At 52.0% G+C, this 19,598-nt stretch carries 15 protein-coding genes; 4 read left to right on the top strand and 11 right to left on the bottom strand.

Going from position 1 to position 19,598, the window contains the following annotated elements:
* Nucleotides 1–65 precede the first annotated feature (65 nt).
* From rnk to CBR65_RS15640, 3 genes are all read left to right on the top strand, one after another.
* Complete coding sequence (gene rnk / locus CBR65_RS15650) at nucleotides 66–458, top strand: nucleoside diphosphate kinase regulator (RefSeq protein WP_087469111.1); 393 nt, start codon at nucleotides 66–68, stop codon at nucleotides 456–458.
* 70 nt (nucleotides 459–528) lie between these two features.
* Entirely contained in the window at nucleotides 529–1,539 is a 1,011-nt protein-coding gene (locus CBR65_RS15645) for a lipid A deacylase LpxR family protein (RefSeq protein ID WP_157672103.1), read from the top strand.
* Nucleotides 1,540–1,628: 89 nt separating this feature from the next.
* Nucleotides 1,629–2,921: a glycosyltransferase gene (locus CBR65_RS15640; protein WP_232461220.1), complete on the top strand. Its 1,293-nt coding sequence runs from the start codon at nucleotides 1,629–1,631 to the stop codon at nucleotides 2,919–2,921.
* Between the two features lie 5 nt (nucleotides 2,922–2,926).
* On the opposite strand, the gene CBR65_RS15635 is transcribed toward CBR65_RS15640, so the two are convergent.
* The 6 genes from CBR65_RS15635 to CBR65_RS15610 all read right to left on the bottom strand — a co-directional run bounded on the left by CBR65_RS15635 (nucleotide 2,927) and on the right by CBR65_RS15610 (nucleotide 9,925).
* Nucleotides 2,927–3,745, bottom strand: a complete 819-nt coding sequence (locus CBR65_RS15635) for a transporter substrate-binding domain-containing protein (RefSeq protein ID WP_087467720.1) — start codon at nucleotides 3,743–3,745, stop codon at nucleotides 2,927–2,929.
* 236 nt (nucleotides 3,746–3,981) lie between these two features.
* The gene (locus CBR65_RS15630) at nucleotides 3,982–4,539 is read right to left on the bottom strand and encodes a PA14 domain-containing protein (RefSeq protein ID WP_087467719.1); all 558 of its coding nucleotides are present in this window, start codon (nucleotides 4,537–4,539) and stop codon (nucleotides 3,982–3,984) included.
* Nucleotide 4,540: 1 nt separating this feature from the next.
* Nucleotides 4,541–6,031, bottom strand: coding sequence for a phospholipid carrier-dependent glycosyltransferase (locus tag CBR65_RS15625; RefSeq protein ID WP_087469109.1), 1,491 nt, complete (start codon nucleotides 6,029–6,031; stop codon nucleotides 4,541–4,543).
* Between the two features lie 554 nt (nucleotides 6,032–6,585).
* Complete coding sequence (locus tag CBR65_RS15620) at nucleotides 6,586–8,535, bottom strand: choice-of-anchor I family protein (RefSeq protein WP_087467718.1); 1,950 nt, start codon at nucleotides 8,533–8,535, stop codon at nucleotides 6,586–6,588.
* An 82-nt stretch (nucleotides 8,536–8,617) separates the two neighbouring features.
* Nucleotides 8,618–9,055: a VOC family protein gene (locus CBR65_RS15615; protein WP_087467717.1), complete on the bottom strand. Its 438-nt coding sequence runs from the start codon at nucleotides 9,053–9,055 to the stop codon at nucleotides 8,618–8,620.
* 42 nt (nucleotides 9,056–9,097) lie between these two features.
* Nucleotides 9,098–9,925, bottom strand: coding sequence for an AraC family transcriptional regulator (locus CBR65_RS15610; RefSeq protein WP_087467716.1), 828 nt, complete (start codon nucleotides 9,923–9,925; stop codon nucleotides 9,098–9,100).
* A 163-nt stretch (nucleotides 9,926–10,088) separates the two neighbouring features.
* On the opposite strand from CBR65_RS15610, the gene CBR65_RS15605 reads away from it, so the two are divergent.
* A complete protein-coding gene (locus CBR65_RS15605) occupies nucleotides 10,089–11,567 on the top strand; it encodes a cellulase family glycosylhydrolase (protein ID WP_087467715.1) in 1,479 nt (492 codons plus the stop codon).
* An 89-nt stretch (nucleotides 11,568–11,656) separates the two neighbouring features.
* Here CBR65_RS15605 and CBR65_RS15600 read toward each other — a convergent pair whose 3' ends face one another.
* From CBR65_RS15600 to CBR65_RS15580, 5 genes are all read right to left on the bottom strand, one after another.
* Entirely contained in the window at nucleotides 11,657–12,583 is a 927-nt protein-coding gene (locus tag CBR65_RS15600) for a hypothetical protein (RefSeq protein ID WP_087467714.1), read from the bottom strand.
* 12 nt (nucleotides 12,584–12,595) lie between these two features.
* The gene (locus CBR65_RS15595; RefSeq protein ID WP_087467713.1) at nucleotides 12,596–13,810 is read right to left on the bottom strand and encodes a hypothetical protein; all 1,215 of its coding nucleotides are present in this window, start codon (nucleotides 13,808–13,810) and stop codon (nucleotides 12,596–12,598) included.
* A 177-nt stretch (nucleotides 13,811–13,987) separates the two neighbouring features.
* Nucleotides 13,988–15,580 (bottom strand): general secretion pathway protein GspF, encoded by a 1,593-nt coding sequence (locus CBR65_RS15590; protein ID WP_087467712.1) that lies wholly within the window; start codon nucleotides 15,578–15,580, stop codon nucleotides 13,988–13,990.
* Nucleotides 15,581–15,652: 72 nt separating this feature from the next.
* A complete protein-coding gene (locus tag CBR65_RS15585) occupies nucleotides 15,653–18,139 on the bottom strand; it encodes a LamG domain-containing protein (protein ID WP_232461219.1) in 2,487 nt (828 codons plus the stop codon).
* Between the two features lie 134 nt (nucleotides 18,140–18,273).
* A complete protein-coding gene (locus tag CBR65_RS15580; RefSeq protein WP_369825667.1) occupies nucleotides 18,274–19,461 on the bottom strand; it encodes a hypothetical protein in 1,188 nt (395 codons plus the stop codon).
* Between the last annotated feature and the right edge of the window lie 137 nt (nucleotides 19,462–19,598).

Below are 19,598 nucleotides of genomic sequence, written 5' to 3'. Positions count from 1 at the left end.
CCAACAACAACTTAACGGTAACCATCCGGTCCCTGGACCGGCGATCAACCATGTTCGAGGTTTTTATGGCAAGCGAATCACCTATAGTCATCACCGAGCGGGATTTCGAACAACTGGAAGCCTTGCTCAATTCTTTACCGAAATACAATCACTCCGGCGCGTGCCGGCTGATGGGCGGATTGCAACGGGCCGATGTCGTAGCCTGCGACAAGCTGGCACCCAACACTGTCACCATGCATTCGCGGGTTACCTTTACTGTGCTGTCCACTGGAGAAACCTTTACCTACACACTGGTTTACCCGCAGGATACTGACGGCTGCGCCGATAAAATATCCGTTCTGGCGCCGATGGGCAGCGCGTTACTCGGCATGTCTGTCGGACAGGAAATTGAATGGTTTATTTCTACCACCAAAACCATTCGTGTCCGCATTGATGCGGTGAAATATCCTGAACAGTAATTGTTGCGACCTGGTGTAGCTTTTCCAGATATTGATATCAGGTCCGGAATTGGTATCAGGAAATCCATAATTGATTTTTAAGCGTAGGGAATTCATGCGCGGTATTTTTATTGTCATCCAACTTGTTGCTATGCAACTGTGTGGTTTTCTCGCGGTGGCTCCCGCGCGTGCGGAGGTTGATTGGGCTTCCATCATCTGGCACAACGATATCTTTGCCAATAAAGATGGCGGTGGTTATACCAATGGGTTGTACCTTTCCTGGTATGACTTGTCCAACGAAGGCGAAGAAAAACTCAAGCCGCCCTTGCTGACCCTGCCATTGGCCTGGATGCAAGATGATAAAGCACCCCTGGCTTATGCCGCCCACACCCTGGGTCAGGCCATGGTGACACCGCGTGATATCTCCAAAGAAATTCCCGACCCGAACGATGCACCCTATGCCGGTTTATTATTTTTTCGTTCATCCTATATTGTTGTGGACGACAATTTTGCCGATGCGGTCAGTCTGTTGATCGGGGTGCTGGGGCCCGCCTCCGGCGCTGAAAAGACTCAACGTTTAATTCATAAAATTACCGATTCAACCGAACCCAAAGGCTGGGATTCCCAATTAGGCAACGAGCCCATCGGCCAGATTTCCCGCACCGGCGTGTGGCGTTTCGCCAGCCATGAAACCAGCCCGGTCGATATGGTTTTGCTGGCCAATATCAGCCTGGGCAATCTTGAATCTTCCGCCGGTGGCGGACTGATTCTGCGCGCCGGCACCGGGCTGCAAAAAAGTTTTTCCACCGCCGCATTGCTGACCGGCAGGATCAGTAACCCCATGGCCATTGATGGCGGTTGGTACATGTATGCCGGCGTGACAGCCGACTATGTCCACAACCAGATCTTCATCAACGGCAACACCTTTCGCGACAGCCCCTCAGCAAATTTACGCCACGAGCAATATGGCCTTTACGGCGGCATTTCCTACTCCTGGGACAATGTGAGCATGAGCCTTTCTTATCAGGAAGGCAGCGCTCTGGATACCAACGCTACGGCACGGGAAGAGTTCGGCGCGTTGACCCTGGCCTGGCGCTTGTGAGATTCATTTAACAGGCACGGTTAATCGGGCAGAGCAGCCGTTAATTCCCTATAATAACCGGCACCTTGGTTAAACCTGCGTGCACTGTTGTGATAAAAAATATTCTGATCATCGGTTATGTCTGGCCCGAGCCCAACTCATCGGCGGCCGGCTCACGTATGCTGCAATTGATTAACGCTTTTCTGCAACAATCCTGGCGTGTCACCTTTGCCTCGGCAGCCAATCTTTCTGAACACCGCATTGATCTCCCCGCTCTGGGCGTGAAAGAAAAAATCATCGCACTGAATTGCTCAAGTTTTGATGAATACCTGAACGAATTACAACCCGATGTGGTGATGTTTGATCGTTTCTTTACTGAGGAACAATTTGGTTGGCGGGTGGCAAATACCTGCCCGAACGCCCTGCGGGTTTTGAACACCGAAGATTTACACAGCCTGCGCAACGTACGCCAGCAATTATTGAAAACCCGGCAGCAATCCGCTGCTATGGAAGCCGAAAAATATCAGTTGTACCCGCCGGTTAACACGACGGAAACACTTTACGGATTAATGGCTTCCGATGATATGGCACAACGGGAGATTGCCGCGATCTACCGTTGCGACATAACCTTGATTATTTCGCGTTTTGAATATCAACTATTGCAACAGGCTTTCTCCGTACCGGAAGCGCTGCTGCACTATTGCCCGTTCTTGCTCCCGCCTGCAATATCAATCCAGCCAACATTCGCGCAGCGTCAGGATTTTATTACTATCGGCAATTTTCGCCACGAGCCCAACTGGGATGCTGTGCTCTGTTTAAAACACCAGGTTTGGCCGCGTCTTCGTGCGCAACTCCCGCAAGCACAACTGCATATCTACGGTGCTTATCCACCGCCCAAAGCAACGGCATTACACAACCCCAAACAGGGATTCCTGGTGCGCGGCTGGGCCGACGATGCACACGAGATAATGCAAAACGCGCGGGTGTGCCTTGCGCCTTTGCGGTTTGGTGCGGGTCTTAAAGGAAAACTGATTGATGCCATACAGTGCGGCACCCCGAGTGTGACAACCACGATAGGTGCCGAAGGAATTGATGCGGCGGAAAAGTGGCCGGGATTTATTGCCGATGAACGTGAACAGTTTGTCACCGCCGCCGTAAATTTGTACGAGTCGCCCGGGTTGTGGCAAGTCGCCCAGGATCGCTGCGCGGATACGCTACAACAATTTTCTGCCACCACCTTAACGCCCTTCCTGATAAATAAACTGGAAGCAACTGTCGACAAACTGGCGACTCATCGGCGTCATAATTTTATCGGCGCCATGCTGCAACATCATCAACATAAAAGCACGCAATATATGTCGCTGTGGATCGAAGCCAAGACCAGACATGTACGGCAGGATTAACAGGATTACGGTAATTTAGGCGTGGCGATATTCGGTTGTTCCAGGTCGAAGATGCGACGCTCCTTGTTGGACAGTTCTTCATAGCCTCGTTTGAAACTCGGAACACTAAAAAACAATTCGTGATAACTGCCATCTTCAATGGCCAGTTGCAAGCCGCGTTCTATGCGTTCAGCCAGTTTTTTATCGCGCGGATTAACAAAGAAATAGATCGGCGCCGGGTAATAAAACATCAGGCTTTCCTCAATCACCAGATCCTTATCTGCATGGACCTGCTGCTCATCCCAGATTTCATAAAGCCCGCGCGGAAAATAATCGAACCGTTTGCCCGCCAGCATGGTAAACAACAGATCGTAATGAGCTGAAGTGACCACAGGCAGATCGCTGTCTTGCATCACTTTGGTATCGGGCCAGTTGGACACCGAGCCAGCACGGAAGCGGCGTAATTCATCCAGAGATTGAATAGCCTTGAATTTCTCGCGGTCTTTTTGGCGAATCAGAAAAATACGGTAGCTGTTCAACCCCTGCAACAGAGACACGCGAATGGGTAACAGTTCCCGCTCGCGATCCTCATCGGGACTGGTCCACAGCACATTGATCGAGCGACCGAATTTTAATTCAGAGATGATACGGGCAGAGGTAAAGTTGTTGCGAAAATAACTGATTTCGTAAGGCCCGTGGGTAGCGGCTGTTTTGTCGAGAACCAGGGCCAGCAGCTTCGGAAAATACGTCTGGTGGCTCGGCGCATTGGCTTTAATAAATGGCAGGACAATCTGTTGTACTTCTGTCGGTTGGCTGCCCAAAGCCGAACAACTGGCAGCCAGCATTATGCCGACTATGAGCCGTCGGAACTGTTGCGTTCTATGGAATAATTTCCATAACGATAACATTGCATAAATACCTGTGAAGAATCTATTCGACTGTCACGCGGGCGATACAGTGAGTATAGATTAAGTCTGGACCGGCGCCATTACCCAGCCATAGCGCCGACCGCGAAACCTCCCAAATATTCATTAAATGGTGGAATCTATGGATTCTTCCGTTTCCTGCTCCTGCGCCGCTATCAAAACCGCATATATTTCGAGTCATCCCCAAAATAATAGGTCTTGCTATCGGTGTTATGCAGATATTGCACGGTCAAACCCGACTGCCCATACCCCTGGAAATAAGAGAACCGGAATGTGTGCTTTCCTTCGCTTAAGGTCACCGGACAACTCTGCATGGAGAAGGGGCGATCGCGCTGGAATTCACACAGTGGTTTATCGTCAATCGCGGCAGTAAAACCGTCATCGCTGGCGATATTAAAGCGATATTGTCCCGCTACTTTAACCGTGAACTCATGCTCAACATCCACAAAGAATTGATCGTGATAGCCGATATCACCCAGCTTGTCATGGCGGAAGCGACTTTTGTTGTACAGGTTCAGGTTATCTACCATCACCTCTTTGGTAAATTCCACATCGCGCGGCTGATTGATGCTGGTGATTTGCGCACGGTTTTTGATGATGGTTAATTTAATAACCGGATCAACATAAACCGGGGTGATGCGCCACAGGATAACCAGCGTTACCACCGCTAACAGGATCGACAGGGCTGTATTTTTATTCATTGTCAGTTTCATCTTATCTCACCACATTCAATTGCCAGAAGCTGAACCAGTTGCGCAGCACAAATTCATCTTCAGTCATCTGGAAGCCGTAGGTAAACGGCGAGAAGAAGGCGAATACCCCAATAACCAGCAGAACAAAAACACCCAGGTTAATCATCGTGTGGCGATGGTTCGCGATCACTTCATCGCGGAAGATATAGGTGAACACCATCGCCAGATTGAGCGAGCCGAACACCAATGGCACCAGGTAGTGATAGAGGTACATCACCCGTTCAATTTGCAAGATGGCAATCATGTAACACAGATACAGCGCGGTGAACGCACAGATCCAGTAGAACAGCGGCTCGTCTTTGACTTTGTTGCCATAGACGAACTTGCTGGTGAGCAAACCGACCGAGAGAATGACGCCGAGCAATACTGAAAACCATACGATCGGATTGCAGATAATCTGCATGTAACGCACTTGTACTTTACCGTCGATGGTGTCTTTGTCCCAACGGTAATTGATGCTCTTTTTACCGATCGGCCAGCCCGATGCGTGGCTGCCGTTTTCGCCGGGCTTGCACACATCGAGGCGCGGTACGCCATCGGCATATTCCGAAATATAACGCCAGTTATCTTTCATACCCACCACAAACGCGGAAGGCGTGAAGGTTTCACCTTTGCGAATGTAATTGAGATACTCCGGCGAGGCTTTGTAGGTACGGTTGTTGACCACTTCAGTCCCCATCCCGATATGGATGTAGAAGATACCGAAGAACACCAGCAGTAGCGGCGCAATACCCGCAGGCACCGTCAGCCCGAGGCGTTTGGCCAACGCCAGCCAGTTAAGCTGTTTGATGTTTTGCCATTGATCGGCGCCCCACAACATGACAAACAACAGCAACAAAATCGCGCCGTTAAGTTTTACTGCAATGGCCAACCCGATCAGCACACCGAGAATCGCGTAATGCGGCAAGCGGATCGGTTTACCGCTGGTGATGACGTGCACCATGTAATAGATCGCCCCCAGGATAAAAAACATCTGGATGCCTTCAAGCATGACCGAGCGCGAATGAATCACCATGGCGTTGTCAAAAATCACCAGCGCTGTAAACGCCGCCGCCACCCATTTGCGCCGCGTAATCCGGTGCACAATGCCGTAAAAAAACAACACGGAAAATGCCATGAGGAAAGTGGAGGGCAAACGAAAACCGGTGTAGCGCATACCCGCAGGCGCGGCATCGCCGGTGAGGTAATCCGTTTCGTTAAGTGCACGCTTGTCGATATTTTTATTGGCACCAACCAGTGTTTCGCCCACCGCCATCAACATCTTGCCCAGCGGTGGATGCGGCTCCATATACATCACGCCGTCGATGTGCTTTTGCGCCGAGGCGATATGATAATTTTCATCCCAGAACATGGCTTTGGGATTGCCATAGAGGGTGCCGTAAATAATCAGGGAAATAATGAGGATGCCAGCGGGAACCAGGTAGTCGCCGTATTTTTTGAGGATGTCTTGCATACGCGGTTTCTTGTTGTCAGTTAAAGTTTTGTCAGCCTTCCGGTGCAATGCGGGTGCATTGCCATCAATGAAATGGCTGGTTAAGTGCGCGTCGGATACCACTGTTTTTATTTTGGCCCGCGATCATAACACTTGCTTCGCGGGCTTTTGAGCAAAAAGTACACATCGACTGTCGGGATCGTGATGACGATCTCATGGGTAAGCCTTGGTTATTTTTCTGCTTGAGCGGTTATATCGGGTGTACAAGGAGGCTGATTTTGCCTTGTTCAGGCGAGACAGGCAAATGAAGTGGTGAAAGTACACTAACTGTTTCGAAAGGATTGTTTAGCACCGTTTCAGCGTACTAATAAAATTGACGCTGGCACAATGCGAGTTTGGCGTTAGGCCTTTTGTTTCGAAACCTTCAAGTCAGGGATGACTTGAAGGAGCTACAGGGATGTATTCATGCGTTTTCGAAACAAAAGGCCTAATGACAAACGACTACGAAGCACTGCTTTTTAGGGGTTCGCTGTTTGGAGGGATTGCGTTGGCAACCCCCCTCTCAGGTGCCACGATTATTCAGCCGCAAAATGCTCTTCAATCTCGTAAATGGCGGTGGTACCGCTGACTTCATTACCGACGATCAGCAAAGGTGTGCCATTGGGTGAATCGGCGGCGCTGACAAACACCAAGCCTTCCGGGCCCAGGTCACCCACTTCGGCCAATACTGTGCTCGGATCTTCGGTAGTCCAGTCTTCGCGGCTGTTCAGGTAATCCATAAATACGGGAGCTTCCGGGTTGGAGATGTCGTACACCAGGATGCCGCCCATACGCTCCAGGCCGACAAATACAAAGGTTTTGTCGCCCAGTTTGCCGATGGTCAGGCCTTCCGGCTCCGGGCCTTTGGCGTCGCTGCGGGAGTCCATTGCGTCGCCTTCGTCGTGACCGGTGTTGAAGTAGTCAGCGCAGGGGATGTCGCGTGCTGAGCCGAGCATGCAGTCTTCGCCAGCGAGGAATTGTTCGATTTGATCACCGGAATCCCATACTTGTTCGCCATCGGCATCCCAGATGGAGAAGGAGCGGCCGCCATAGGAGTAAAGTGCGTCGTACATCAGTCGGTCGCCTGCCGGGTCCAGTTCACCGCTGGTGTTGAACATGAGCGGTGCGCCGGTTTCGTCGGTGCGGTAGCCCATGGTCCAGGTGATGTTGAGGCGGCCGAGTATGTCGTCTTCGCGACAGTCGCCCGGGTCACCGGCAACCGCGTTACAGTATGCAAAGGTTTCAGGGTTTAATAAGGCGCCGGCTGCCATATCAAACAGCTGTGGAGGCAGGTCGTCACCGTCACGGCGCTCGAAACCATCGCTGTGAACCAGATGCTTAACGCGGAATTCTTCAACAAATCCCTGTTTGTCATCCCCGGCCCAGTAGGCGTCATTGTCTTCACCCCAGGCGCGGGCGTCACCTTCGTTGGCGGTTACCAGGTAAGTGGCACCCTCCACCTCGTAGGCAGCCATAGCATCGGGTAGGTAGAGGCCGCGCACACCGGCAAAAGTGTCAATATTGATCACGCCGTCTTCATCGTTGGTGTCCATGCCATTGCCATCAACGCCGTGATCCTTGAAGCCCAGAGGCAGGATTTCGGTAACGGTGGCTGTTGCGATATCGATCTTCGCCAAGGCGTTGTTTTCCTGCAAGGTAGCCCAGGCGGTGCTGCTATCGGCGGAGATAGCGATGTATTCCGGCTCCAGGTCTTGCGCCACAGTGGCCTCGGGGCCGTAGATGCGCACACCGGCGGCGCGCAGCTCAGCGGCCTGGTCATTGAAGTCGGCGAAGTCAGCGGTGGTGGCAACCGGGTTTTCGATATCGGTCACATCAATCACGCTGATGGAGCCGTCGGGGTCATCTTGATAATTGTCGCTCGGTTCGCCTTCGTTGGCCACCAGCACGTAATTGCCGTCGGGCGTGAAAGTGAGCATATCCGGTAGCGCTCCCACCGTGACATGACTGATTTCAGTCAGGTCGTCTGCACGGTAAAAAGCCACGTAACCCGGGTCGGTTTTCACCGCCGCTTCAACGGCCAAAGCCACAATGCCATTGCGCACGGCGATGCTATTAACCACCGCACCAGCCGCGATACTGTTCGCATCCAAGGCGCCCACGCTGACAGGCATTGCCGGTGCGCTCATGTCCAACACTTCGGCTACGCCTTGCTGGGCATTGACGATAAAAGCGCGCTGGCTGGCCGGGTCGTAGGCCGGGATTTCAGCGGCTGCTTCATCGAACTCGCCGCTGCTGTAGCGACCGAGATAATTCAGGGAAATTTTTTCCAGCACGGGTACGCTGGAGCTTGAGCTGCTGGTTTCAGAGCTTGAACTGCTCGGTTCAGAACTTGAGCTGCTCGGGACGCTGGAGGACGAGAGACTTGAACTGGAGCTGGAGTCGTTATCATCATTGTCGTCGCCGCCACAAGCGGTCAGCATGGCAGCGAGCGAGAGGGTCAACAGAAACGTTATTGGTGTTTTCATCGCGGTTTCTCCGATCTGGGATTCGCCGCGAGTCTATGACCGGGATGTTACAACTTCGTGATGTTTTGGATGACAGAAGCAATCATGACGCAAACATCGCGTCGTAACGTCGCTGCATTTCTTCCGGCGTAACTTTCTCAATGCTGTGGCCAACATTCCAGCGATGGCCAAAAGGATCGCGAAACACGCCGCTACGCTCCCCGTAAAATTCATCCTGCGGCTCACGCTCCAGGGTCGCACCAGCGGCAACCGCCGCCGCAACCAGAGCATCGGCATCGTCCACATGCAGATGCAAGGTTACCGGTGTGGCGCCGATAGTCCGCGCACTCAAGATGCTGCATTCAGGATATTCCTCGCTCAACATCAAAATGGTGCCATTAAAATCCAGCTCTACATGCCCCACACGGCCACTGGGTTCGGTCAGACGAAACAGCTCCTTCACGCCGAATACCTTGCCATAAAATTCCACGGCGGCGGACGCATCGTGCACATGCAAGTAGGGAAACAGTTCATGAATCATCGGAAATTCTCCTCAGCTAAAAAGTGCAGTTTGCTGTGTTCTTCAATCACGATCTTGAAGAAAGTTGACCTGTAGATGGTGGGTGAACTGTGGTGCCAGGTGCCGGTAGGCGAGAGGTGTTACGCCGGTGAGGGCACGAAACTCGCGCTGCAGGTGGGCCTGATCAGCAAACCCGGCTGCCAGCGCCAGTTCAGCCAATGCCGTATCGCGCGGCGCGGCGAGCACATGTTGGAGCCGCCGAACACGGCAATAAGCTTTGGAAGAAAGACCGGTGGCACGTTTGAATAGCGCATTGAAATAGCGATGACTGTAACCGCTCTCCCGAACCACTTCGGTTACTGTAGCGCCTTGGGCAAAACGACCAAGCCCGAATGAGATTGCCGGGTGCATTACACCGGAAACTGACAAAGAATAACCCGGCAATCGTGCCAACATGACTGTCTCCAATACACGTAGTTGCTGTTCCGGGGTCGGGGCTGCGAGTAAACGCTCCCATAATTGCTCGGCGTGATGTCCCCATACCGCATCCAGGTTCGTATGACGCTCAGCCAGAGTGTCTGCCGGCACACCAAATAATGGCTCCGCCGCACCCGGGTAAAACTGCACGCCCACGGAATACACTGCATCACCCATCCATTTGCCATAAAACGTGGTTCGCGGGCCGCCGATAACCGCCGATGAAAAACCTTCGCTCGCGGGGCGGCCTTCATTAACCAGGCGCAAGGGCGCTCCGCGCAACCGAAAAACCAGATGCATGTCGCCCGTGGGCAAGACGTGCTCACAGGCCGGGCGGGTCGCGGCCTGGCAGGATAACCACAGGCGCTTTACGAAAGGTCGCAATGCCAAACAGGGAAGACGCGAATAATGCATAACCTGAAATCCACAGATCAGTTAGCGAGTGCACCGGTTTTACACTTCTTTCAGCAGCAGTGGTAGGCCTTTGCGAGGATGAATGCTAAGCTTTCGCATGAAACCGGTTACACACGTTTTACATTCGCTACCACGAAAAGCCTCATCATAATAAGGACCACTCATGACCCTCCTGCGTTTATTAGCCTTTGTGTTGGGCACAGCCCTCACCTTACCCGCATTGGCGTTCGAGCATTTTATTACCCGCGATGGCCACCGCTTGCTGGATGGCGCGCAAGAATTCCGCTTTGCCGGTATTCACGCACCCGAATTACACCGTATAGAAGATGACGCCCGGGGCCCCTGCAAAGCTGACCCGCGCGGCTGGGGCCAGTACTTTCAATGGCCCACTGCCGAAGAGCAGGAAAATTGGATCAAATCTCTGGTTTACACCGGCCACAAAGCGATGCGGGTTTATGTGCTCTCGGTAGAAACCGCGCATGATGCCGCCTGTGAACGGGAAACCCACATTCTTAAACCCACAACACCCAATGGCATGCCGCGTTTGAATGAGACCGCCATGGTGCATTACGACCGTATGATCGCGCTCGCCGACAAGCACGGTCTGCGGTTGATCTTACCGTTTGTCGACCATTGGAAATGGTGGGGTGGGCGAGAGCAACTGGCCGCGTTTTACGGCGAGCCCGAAACCGCCTTGCACGATATCAATAGCAAAACCTTTGCGGCTTATTTGCACATTGTCGAGCAGGTTATTACACGTAAGAACACGATTACCGGGCGCGAATACCGCAACGAAAAAGCCATCATGGCGTGGGAAACCGGCAACGAACTAAAAGAATCCACTGAACCTTTTTTGAAGAAAACCGCCGAACTGATTAAGTCGCTGGATAAAAATCATCTGGTGATTGACGGCACCTACCTGACCGTTAATAAATTTGCGCTGGAAGATCCTAACATCGACATTATCTCCAACCACTTCTATACCACCAACGGCAACAACAACCCCGATCAGGTCTTAAAAGATTTAAAAGCAATCGATGGAAAAAAAGTCTATCTGATCGGCGAATTCGGATTGCGCGATGCAAAAGGACTGAACGACATCATGCAAGCCGCCGTGCACACTCAACACAAGGGCGCGCGCGCCGCCGGTGCATTTATCTGGGGATTTCGCGGCCATCGCCACAACGGCGGTTTTTATTGGCATAAGGAATACACCGGCCACTACAGCTATCATCTGCCCGGTTTCCCGGAAGGTGAACCCAATGAAGAGCAAGCGGTTGTCGACCTGGTACGCAAAGCCCAGGCGCAAATGAACGGCCAATCCAAAGCGCCGCCGTTGCCAATACCGGAAGCGCCAGTACTGCGTGATATTGAAGACCCCACCAAAGCTATCACCTGGATGGGCTCTCCCGTCGGCCGTTTTTATCGAATTGAACGCGCCACCGCATCCAAAGGCCCATGGAAAGTGATTGGCGATAATATTTCTGACGGCATTCAGGAATTTAATCCAAGCACTGATGTGTTGTTTAAAGATGATGGAAAGTTGAAAAAAGGTAAGACTTATTATTATCGTGTTATTGCGAAGAATGAGAGTGGGGAGTCAGCGGCTTCTAATGTGATGTCGGTGAAGGTTGTGCCCTAAACGTTTTAACGAAATGTTCCTGTCGAGCCTGCTGAAGGTTAGTTCAGCAGGCTGATGTTTTAAATGCGCACCATGCCAAGCAAAACCGTTTATGGTTGCTCCGCTTGCGGCAATATTCTCTCCTCAGGTTCGCCGTCAAAAATTCTTATCAACAAATCAGGATTCTGTTTAATAGTGTCGGTTGCTGATTGTTCAAGCCACACCTTACCAACAACATTTTCAAGCGGATTGTTTGACACATAATCCAATTTGAAACTTTCCACCATCGGCTCGAACTTGCTAAATGCATGTCCTCTCCTGAATTCCAAAGGCGGCACATTATCATTGTGACTGTATGTCAAAGACGCTTCCAGATACACGTTTTCGGTCACTGGAATTGCATAAACAACTATCAGCTCTCCCCGGGGCGCAGCAATGGAGTAAGCCGTCCATTTTTGCTGGTTAAATATGGCATCCCGTTGCAATGCGGCAACCTCGTCACCAATCATCACTGCAAAGCTTGAGTGATACGAAATATCCAGGCCGGCATCTTCTTCAATTGCTTCATTTAAGGGTTCGTATCGTTGCATAAAGCTATCATGCAACATCATCATAAAATCGAGCCTGTTAGAAATTTCGTAAGGCCTTTGATGCACAAGATGTTGCGTATTTGAAAAACTTCGCTGAACAGACAAATCAAACATGACCGTCCCCAGCTCCTTACCAAACCAACCCGGCTCTTTAATATCCCACCAACGCCGAACCAGGTTTCCATATTCAGGATTATCAAATTTAGAGAAATCTGAAATATCCAAAGTCTCTACCATATCATCAGCAGGCATATCTTTACTGAAGTCTTCCGGCATTGAGAAATGAAAGACATTACCTGATAAATTAATCTGACGAGGGTATAGTTTATTTTTTTCTGCCTGGGCAGAGCTGGAAAATATACTGGTTAGCATGGATAACATAATAAGCACCAGAATGATTTTATTTTCTATTGAATGAGTTCTTTTGACGATATTTAACATCAACATATCACTACCGATTCATGGCAAATAGTTTGGCGTTGATTTTTTATTGATGCTCGTTTCTATTTTGTTAAATACCTTCTGGATACCATTACGCCCCTTGCCCGGACCATTGTCCATATTATGGCGCCAGGACTCCTGACTTTGCATTAAAGTATGTGGGCTTTGTGACACCGAGCCGGACATTACATGGTTACTGTATAGCACTGAGCCAAGAATTTTCCGTGGATTGAGTGTATTCATTCCAATTATATTGGGCACCATGTCGTAATCGTTGCTCCGAATAGCCAGCACTTTGACGCCAGCGCGAGAAAATAATGGCTTGGATCGCAGATTATTGTTGGCATTGCCATGAAAGACAATGCTGTGTTTGTCGAGCAGCTTGCCTTTGTCCTGCGCGCGCAAGCCGTTTAATCGCCATTTGTTGAACATCCAACTGCTGGAGCCATTTAACAAATAGCGCACAGCTTCGGCAAAAATTACGCCACCCTGACTGTGGGCGATCCATTGAGTTTTGTTATCCTGCGCTTGAGTATCGGCGAGCACTTTGGCGAAGTGGCGGGTAACCGCCGTGGTGATACCCATCTTGTCACGAAAAGATTCCCAGGTGTCACCGATACCCCCGACACTGGGATTATGAAATAAGGTGTATTCCTGCAAATTTTTGAATTCGTATTCGAGATGTGCACCCATCAGCCACGTAGCCTTGGTCAGGTTATTAGATTGCCCGTTGACCGCAGCATATGTCGTACTGACCTTGTCTATCTTCGTTTTAATTTGCCACACACCTTGACCGTTCCGTTTGACGTGATAAAGAGATGCTTGCTCCAGACGGTCACGCTGCTTCTGTAGTTTATCTATCAATTGAATGTTGTAGACAAGCACTTCGCCACTGGCGATTCGATAATCAACGCGATAAGCATTGTTTTCCAACTTGAAGGTGCTAATACTGCCTTTCAAAATACTGGCAGATGTGGAGCGGGGAATAGCGCGTAATTGTCTAAGCAGGTCATCAAGGCTTTGATAGTCTGATGTTTTACTTTCGCGAGCAAGTATAAACCCTGCATATCCTGTCAGCGTCACTTTGTAGCCCGCAGGATTTTGCGTTTTATCAATAGTGCTTATGAATTTTTTGTTTGTTTGAGAATTCAACATCGCCGCATGCTGGGGCGATGTCTGCACGGCGCCGTGCTTTAATAATAATTGGGTGTGTATATCCTGGCTGGTATCCATAAATTAATCCTTTAACAAATACTACCTTCCGCTATCCCGGCGGTCCTTTTTACGTGGCACGAATGATGAACGAATACGCGCGCGATTTCAATTCTCAATCAAATACTATTGAATTTTTTCTCACTGAAAAATTTGCCCCGCTTACGCAGGGCAAATAAAAAACATTATCTGGTGCGGTTAGGTTACCGGCGTCGATATGGTGCCATTACATATCGGCTGAAACGCGGTGAGACGATCCATCATAGCTGCGCTGCCTAAACCATGCGTGGGGAATAGCAGCGGAAACTGGCCTTGCTCGTTGTGCAGTGCCATGTAATTTAATATCACCATTTCTACCAGCAAATTCACATTATTGGCGACCGGGCTTGAGGCGGTTTCAACATCGCCACTGGCACGCATGTAGCCGATCTGTTGATGCTGCGCCTGTTCAGCGGCAGTACCACCGATTAATGCCGGACGACCCGCTGGGTTGTATACCAAAAAGAATGAAGACGCCGTTTGTTGATCATCGCCAGTCCAGACACCTTTGCCGCGGCCTTCTTCCGACATATCCAACATGCCATTACTGAATACCGAGCCATCACTGAACACGTAAATCATCAGGGGCACACCTTTTCGAGCGGCGTATTCCAGACACGCGCCAATGCAACGACCAGCACGCAGGTCGCGCTGTTCGCCCGTGGAGCGGTCACCCGTATGGTAATCGTAACCACCCATGGTGACGGTGCCAGCACCGGCGTAGCCTTCTACCACCAACTTCATTACCGAGGCGGTTTTGCGGAATTCACCGTCGCCATCGAACTCTGCATCACTGAAGACCCCGGTAGGGCCGACGATATCCGGATCAGCTTCGGGGTTGATGGCCGAGGGATCACCAAAGCGATCGGCCAGGTCAGCACTTTTGACATAGCCGCAGCGCATCATTTCTTTCAGGACAGCATCTTTCGCACCAGTCCCTGTATCAACATGGTTCAGCTTGCTGTTACTTAATCGATAGATGGATTCCATCACCGAAACGGTATCTTCCTGGCTGAGCAAACCGACCAGATCACCTACATCCACCAGGCCGGTCACGTCGCGCGGATTATCGACTTTAGTCGGCCGCACTTCGGGATTGATCATCATCGCCGGTGCCATGGAATTACCACCGGAATCACCGGCGCGGGAACCGATCAATGCCAGCAGCGATCCGTTTGAGCCGGCGCGATTGATACCGTACATAGGGTTGTGAGGGTTGTTGCCGGTATCGTTTTCAGAGCGCGCCGGAATCACCGCACCATTGGTTGCCGGCGCTGCGGCGACTGCTTTCTCAAGAATGCCGCGTAGCATTTGGCTATCGGAATGGAACGCAAGGCCGAGATCAGTATTGATGAAGTCACCGACCGATGCATTGGGCACCATCTCTGCTGGTAAACCTTGTTTGCTGTAACCACTGGCGGTGAGAAAATCCAGCTGGCCGTTTTGCTTGCCTACCAGCACGTTGGAGCCGGCGATGTTGGCGCCGCCAGCCAGATCAAAACAAATAAAGGGGATCTTACCTGCACCTTGTGCAGCGATACCGCAAGCATCACGAGCTGCCGAGACATCAGCAGAAAGCGCCGCTTCAGCTTTGCGCGGATTGGCGAACAAACTGAACACCGAGCCGCCGAGAACCGTACCGAAACCTGCTTTAAAGCCCTGCGCAATCAATTCACGCCGGGACACCGGCCGCCGGTGGCTGTTGAGGAGCAACGGCGCATCGGGGTGGAGTGGAGGTCTGCGTTTAGCCATGGTATTTCCTTCGCTACTGGGTATCGTAGTCGTTGTGTCGTAATCGTTTATAAGCCTGAAGGCTGAGCCTCGTTATTGGAGCAGCATCACAGCGCCGCCGAATGCCGCCGCGCAGGTTGCCATCACCACGTCCGTGGTGCCGGTACTGCCCGCTGTCATTCGATCAATCAGCTGATTTAACTCCAACCGCAATTCATCCGGGTCAGCCTGAACATCCAACCTGGTGCCCTCAATTTCGTGGGCCAATAATTTTTCAAGCAAGGGTTCAATAACCTGTTCGCGACCCGTAACAGTGAAAGCTGCACCCGGTGCTGCACCGAAGTTAAAGCCGGGGAAGAAGCTGGTCCGGCGACTGGCGTCATTAACCAGCGCATTGCAATAAGACACAGTCAGCTGCGTCACCCCCATCTGGTGGGCGGCGAGGAAGCCTTCCATATTGGGAACCGTGGGTAACTGTTGCTGCACATTGGTATACGTTGTCGCCACGGCAGCGGTAGTAGCCGGTACCGTTGTCAGGGTGGACAAGGTGGCATTGATTTCCGCAAAGGTACGCAGGCCAATCACAGCCTGGCCTTCTACGTCAGACGGCGCTACCGGCGAAGGTACGCTGGGTTCTGGGCGCTCATAACTGTGGGTGCCGATGCGATCAAAGGTCAGGAAAAACTCATCCAGATCCGGGCCGCGTTTGGCTTCGACAACCGTTCCCAAGGTCGACAGTACTTGCCGTCCTTCAACCATTTGATCTTGCCGTAATTCGGTATTCAGGTTGGCAAACACTTGCCCCACCATCACCTCGGCACCATTGATGCCGATGCGGATACCTTCAAGATCAACACCACCATTCATTTGAGCGGTCGTACCGGTTTCCGGGTCAGCCAGGATGGTGAAGAACGGCTGGTTAAACAGGTAGCCAAAATCATCAAACTGCTGTACTTCAAACACGATAAAGCTGAGCGGCACATCGATGAGTTCGGAAATGTTGAACAGCAACAGGTAGCGCGCGCCCACGCCCACTTCGAAATTTTTCACGATGTCTTCCGCCGCCATGGCCCGATTGTGAATACCGAGGAAGCGAATGCTGCCTTGCCACATACGGTTGTTCGAGGTCTCGTTACCTACGACCAACGCATAACTATCGTTCCAATCAGCCAACACAGCGCCCGGGGTCGGATCTTCATCGCCGGTATATTCACCGTTGACATAGATGCGGCGACCATTCACGGGATCAAAGGTAGCCACCACATGCTGCAATGTGGCTTGCAGACGCTCGTCATTATCGGCAGTGGCCAACTCAACCAAGCCATTGGCATCGCTCAGATTGGTGCGATTCATAAAGCTGTAGTTGTAGTTGTATTGCCCGAGGGTGAAGTTACGCTCGGTCGCCGTACCCGAGAGACTGACAATGCGTGCAGGATTATTATCGTTGTCGCCTTGGGCCACGTTATCGGGAATAACCCAGGCTTCGATACTGTATTCCCCGGCACCGCGAATCAGGTTGTAAATCTTGCGGCTGCTGCCCGCTGATGCCTGGGCTTTGCCGCCATCATTAAAGCGAACACCCCAGGCGCTGCTCCAGCCCACATTACCGAACAGGTTCAAGTTGGTGGCTGGCTCCACGCCGCTGGTGTCGTATGCGATGGTGCCGGTGCCGGTTTTAAATTCGTATTTGGCGATAAGGTCGGTATCGATACGACCGCCGCTACTGACGACGAACGCATCAGCCAGACCAACCGCTTTACTCATGATCAGGTTTTCATCCACCACCGTCGGCTCGATGGTGTCAGCAAACGCCTGGATAGCGTCGCGCATGGCTGCGGCACTGGCTGCACAATCGTTATCCCAGCAGTTATGGAAATCGGTCCCCAGGCGCTGCACGAAGCGCGAGGCACCGGGGTTATCGAGCCGCATCCGCGCCTTGGCGGCTTCATATGCAACTGCAACATCGGTGCTGCTGAAGTAAGGTTGTTGACGGGTGAGAGCACCCTCGGCATGGCAACTGCCGCAATATTGGGTCAACAAGGGATAAACAGTATCTTCGAAGGCATCAGGTGAATCAGGGAAACTCTTGCTGTCACTGACATCGCGCTCTTCAGGCGGGGTCAGCACGATGGAGTTGGCTTCCGTCCCGCTGTTTTCCGCCCATGCAGCAATCCAGGTGGTAATGATATCGCCGCACACAACCGGATCAGCTTCCCAGCAGTTGTGGCCACCGACTACCCGGGTCACCAGGCGCGACATGGATGGGTTGCCCAAATCCACTAAACCGCTATCAATCACCGCAGCATAAGCAAGGTTGATGTCATCCCCGCGAGCAAACGTCGGTTGCTGACCGTTATCACCGTGACAACTGCCACAGCGATCTGGCGGCGCTATATTGACCCACAAACGTGTCTGGAACTTGAGCACATCGTCAGTGGCAGCCGGGTTTGTACCTTTATAAACGAAGTCATCGTCTGTTCCACCGTTATTGGGTGGGGGCTCCGTCACAGTATCGGCACCGCTGCCCGAACCACCACAACCCGCCAATGCCAGCAAGGTGGTGAAAAGCAGCGAGAGCACAAGCAGCCCTGGGCGGTATTGACCGCGAGAGTTGAAGTTTGGTTGGCTCATTGTGTCCACGGTAATTACCTGATGTTTTTAATCTTGGGCCGGTTGCTTACAGCACCGGCATTCCCACGTCTGGTGGCTCTGGATCAGGGCCCTTTGCAATAATCAGCAGTTTCAATAAATACCTGTTTCAGGTTGTAGTTGCTGCTGGCAAAGCTATCAGTAATAGCGTCAAGCTCCGCGCGATCCGCAGTATCGGCAGGACGGCGCAGACAGACATTGCGAAATACTTTTTCTACCTGGCAATGGGCAAATGCCCGGCTGTGAGCCAGCTCCATGCCCATGGTTTTCGCGCCATTACCGGCACCGGACAGGCTGGCATCCCAACCCAGTGCAGCGTTCTGGCCTTTACGCCAATAGTTCTGCCACTGGTCATCCGGCGTGACAAAGCCATAGCGGAAAGTCGAGGAGTTAATGCGGTATTTCTTTTCTACCCGGCTATTGGTATCCGGGTCGATATCCGCTTCGGTGTTGTAGTGAATACTGCCGTTGAGGCCTTCCGGGTCGGCATCGATATCGAATTCATAGTCGTAATAAGCAAAGGCCTGGGCCATAGGGTCCATGCCGTTGTGGCAGCCGATGCAACTGTTCAGGAAGACCCGGCTATCACCGCCGGGACTGCGGCTGACATCCTGGCGAATACGGTCCGGCACCAGTGAGGTGTCATGCACTTGCTCCAGGTCGCGACAGAGATGGTTCATCAGGGTGAAACGAAACATGGCGCGGTTGGTGCCGGCAATAAAGAAGGCCTTGGCCGCTGCGCGGGTAGTCAGTACCCCGGAAGTGGCGTTGGCTGGCAAACCGTTAACCGAAGATTGGGTACGGCGAATTAAGGTGTTCTTTAAACTGTGGCCCGCCGTTTCCAGCGCTTCGTAGTGGTTATTGTTGTTATTGGCGTAGGCGGGCAAGCCACCTGCGTTGCTGGTATAGAGGACGTCGTCATAGAGAATCTTGCGGAAGTCATCTTCATCGCGCACCAGGCCGATAAAGGTGGCGGTGTAATCATTCAATGGGGCGAAGACGGTTTGTTCGCGATTGGTCCAGGGCGTGGCCATATTCTTGAGGGTAACGCTGTAGAAGGCTTCGTTATCCATCGCCACTTCGACGGCACCGGCCACGTCATTGGTGTTGATAAGGTTGGCCATCTGCAAGAGTACGGCCTCTGAGGGTGGCACCCCGGCAATGCGGTTGTGAATTTGCAACGCCTGTTCCCGAGGACCGGCCATAGCGATGGACGCGAGTAGGGAAACGAGCAATAGGGCACCGGACATCATTCGGCGATGCACAGAAGGACGCCATCCGGCAGGTCTGCCAGATGAAAAAAAGGCTTGTGTGGTCACGGCTGCTCCAGATTTTTGTTCTGCCTCGACTGAAAAATCAGTCTAGCAGGCTAATTGTTCGCCACTGATTA

Source organism: Cellvibrio sp. PSBB006, from assembly GCF_002162135.1.
In the GTDB taxonomy this organism is placed as follows: Bacteria; Pseudomonadota; Gammaproteobacteria; order Pseudomonadales; family Cellvibrionaceae; genus Cellvibrio.
The sequence above is the reverse complement of the archived record's forward strand: the minus strand, read 5'-3'. Positions and strand labels throughout refer to the sequence as shown.

Bases quoted from the DNA above. Each gene is read 5' to 3' on its own strand.
- rnk (WP_087469111.1), top strand. From the start codon at position 66: ATGGCAAGCGAATCACCTATAGTCATCACCGAGCGGGATTTCGAACAA.
- CBR65_RS15635 (WP_087467720.1), bottom strand. From the start codon at position 3,745: ATGCTGGCTGCCAGTTGTTCGGCTTTGGGCAGCCAACCGACAGAAGTA.
- CBR65_RS15630 (WP_087467719.1), bottom strand. From the start codon at position 4,539: ATGAAACTGACAATGAATAAAAATACAGCCCTGTCGATCCTGTTAGCG.
- CBR65_RS15625 (WP_087469109.1), bottom strand. From the start codon at position 6,031: ATGCAAGACATCCTCAAAAAATACGGCGACTACCTGGTTCCCGCTGGC.
- CBR65_RS15620 (WP_087467718.1), bottom strand. From the start codon at position 8,535: ATGAAAACACCAATAACGTTTCTGTTGACCCTCTCGCTCGCTGCCATG.
- CBR65_RS15615 (WP_087467717.1), bottom strand. From the start codon at position 9,055: ATGATTCATGAACTGTTTCCCTACTTGCATGTGCACGATGCGTCCGCC.
- CBR65_RS15610 (WP_087467716.1), bottom strand. From the start codon at position 9,925: ATGCATTATTCGCGTCTTCCCTGTTTGGCATTGCGACCTTTCGTAAAG.
- CBR65_RS15605 (WP_087467715.1), top strand. From the start codon at position 10,089: ATGACCCTCCTGCGTTTATTAGCCTTTGTGTTGGGCACAGCCCTCACC.
- CBR65_RS15600 (WP_087467714.1), bottom strand. From the start codon at position 12,583: ATGTTGATGTTAAATATCGTCAAAAGAACTCATTCAATAGAAAATAAA.
- CBR65_RS15595 (WP_087467713.1), bottom strand. From the start codon at position 13,810: ATGGATACCAGCCAGGATATACACACCCAATTATTATTAAAGCACGGC.
- CBR65_RS15590 (WP_087467712.1), bottom strand. From the start codon at position 15,580: ATGGCTAAACGCAGACCTCCACTCCACCCCGATGCGCCGTTGCTCCTC.
- CBR65_RS15580 (WP_369825667.1), bottom strand. From the start codon at position 19,461: ATGATGTCCGGTGCCCTATTGCTCGTTTCCCTACTCGCGTCCATCGCT.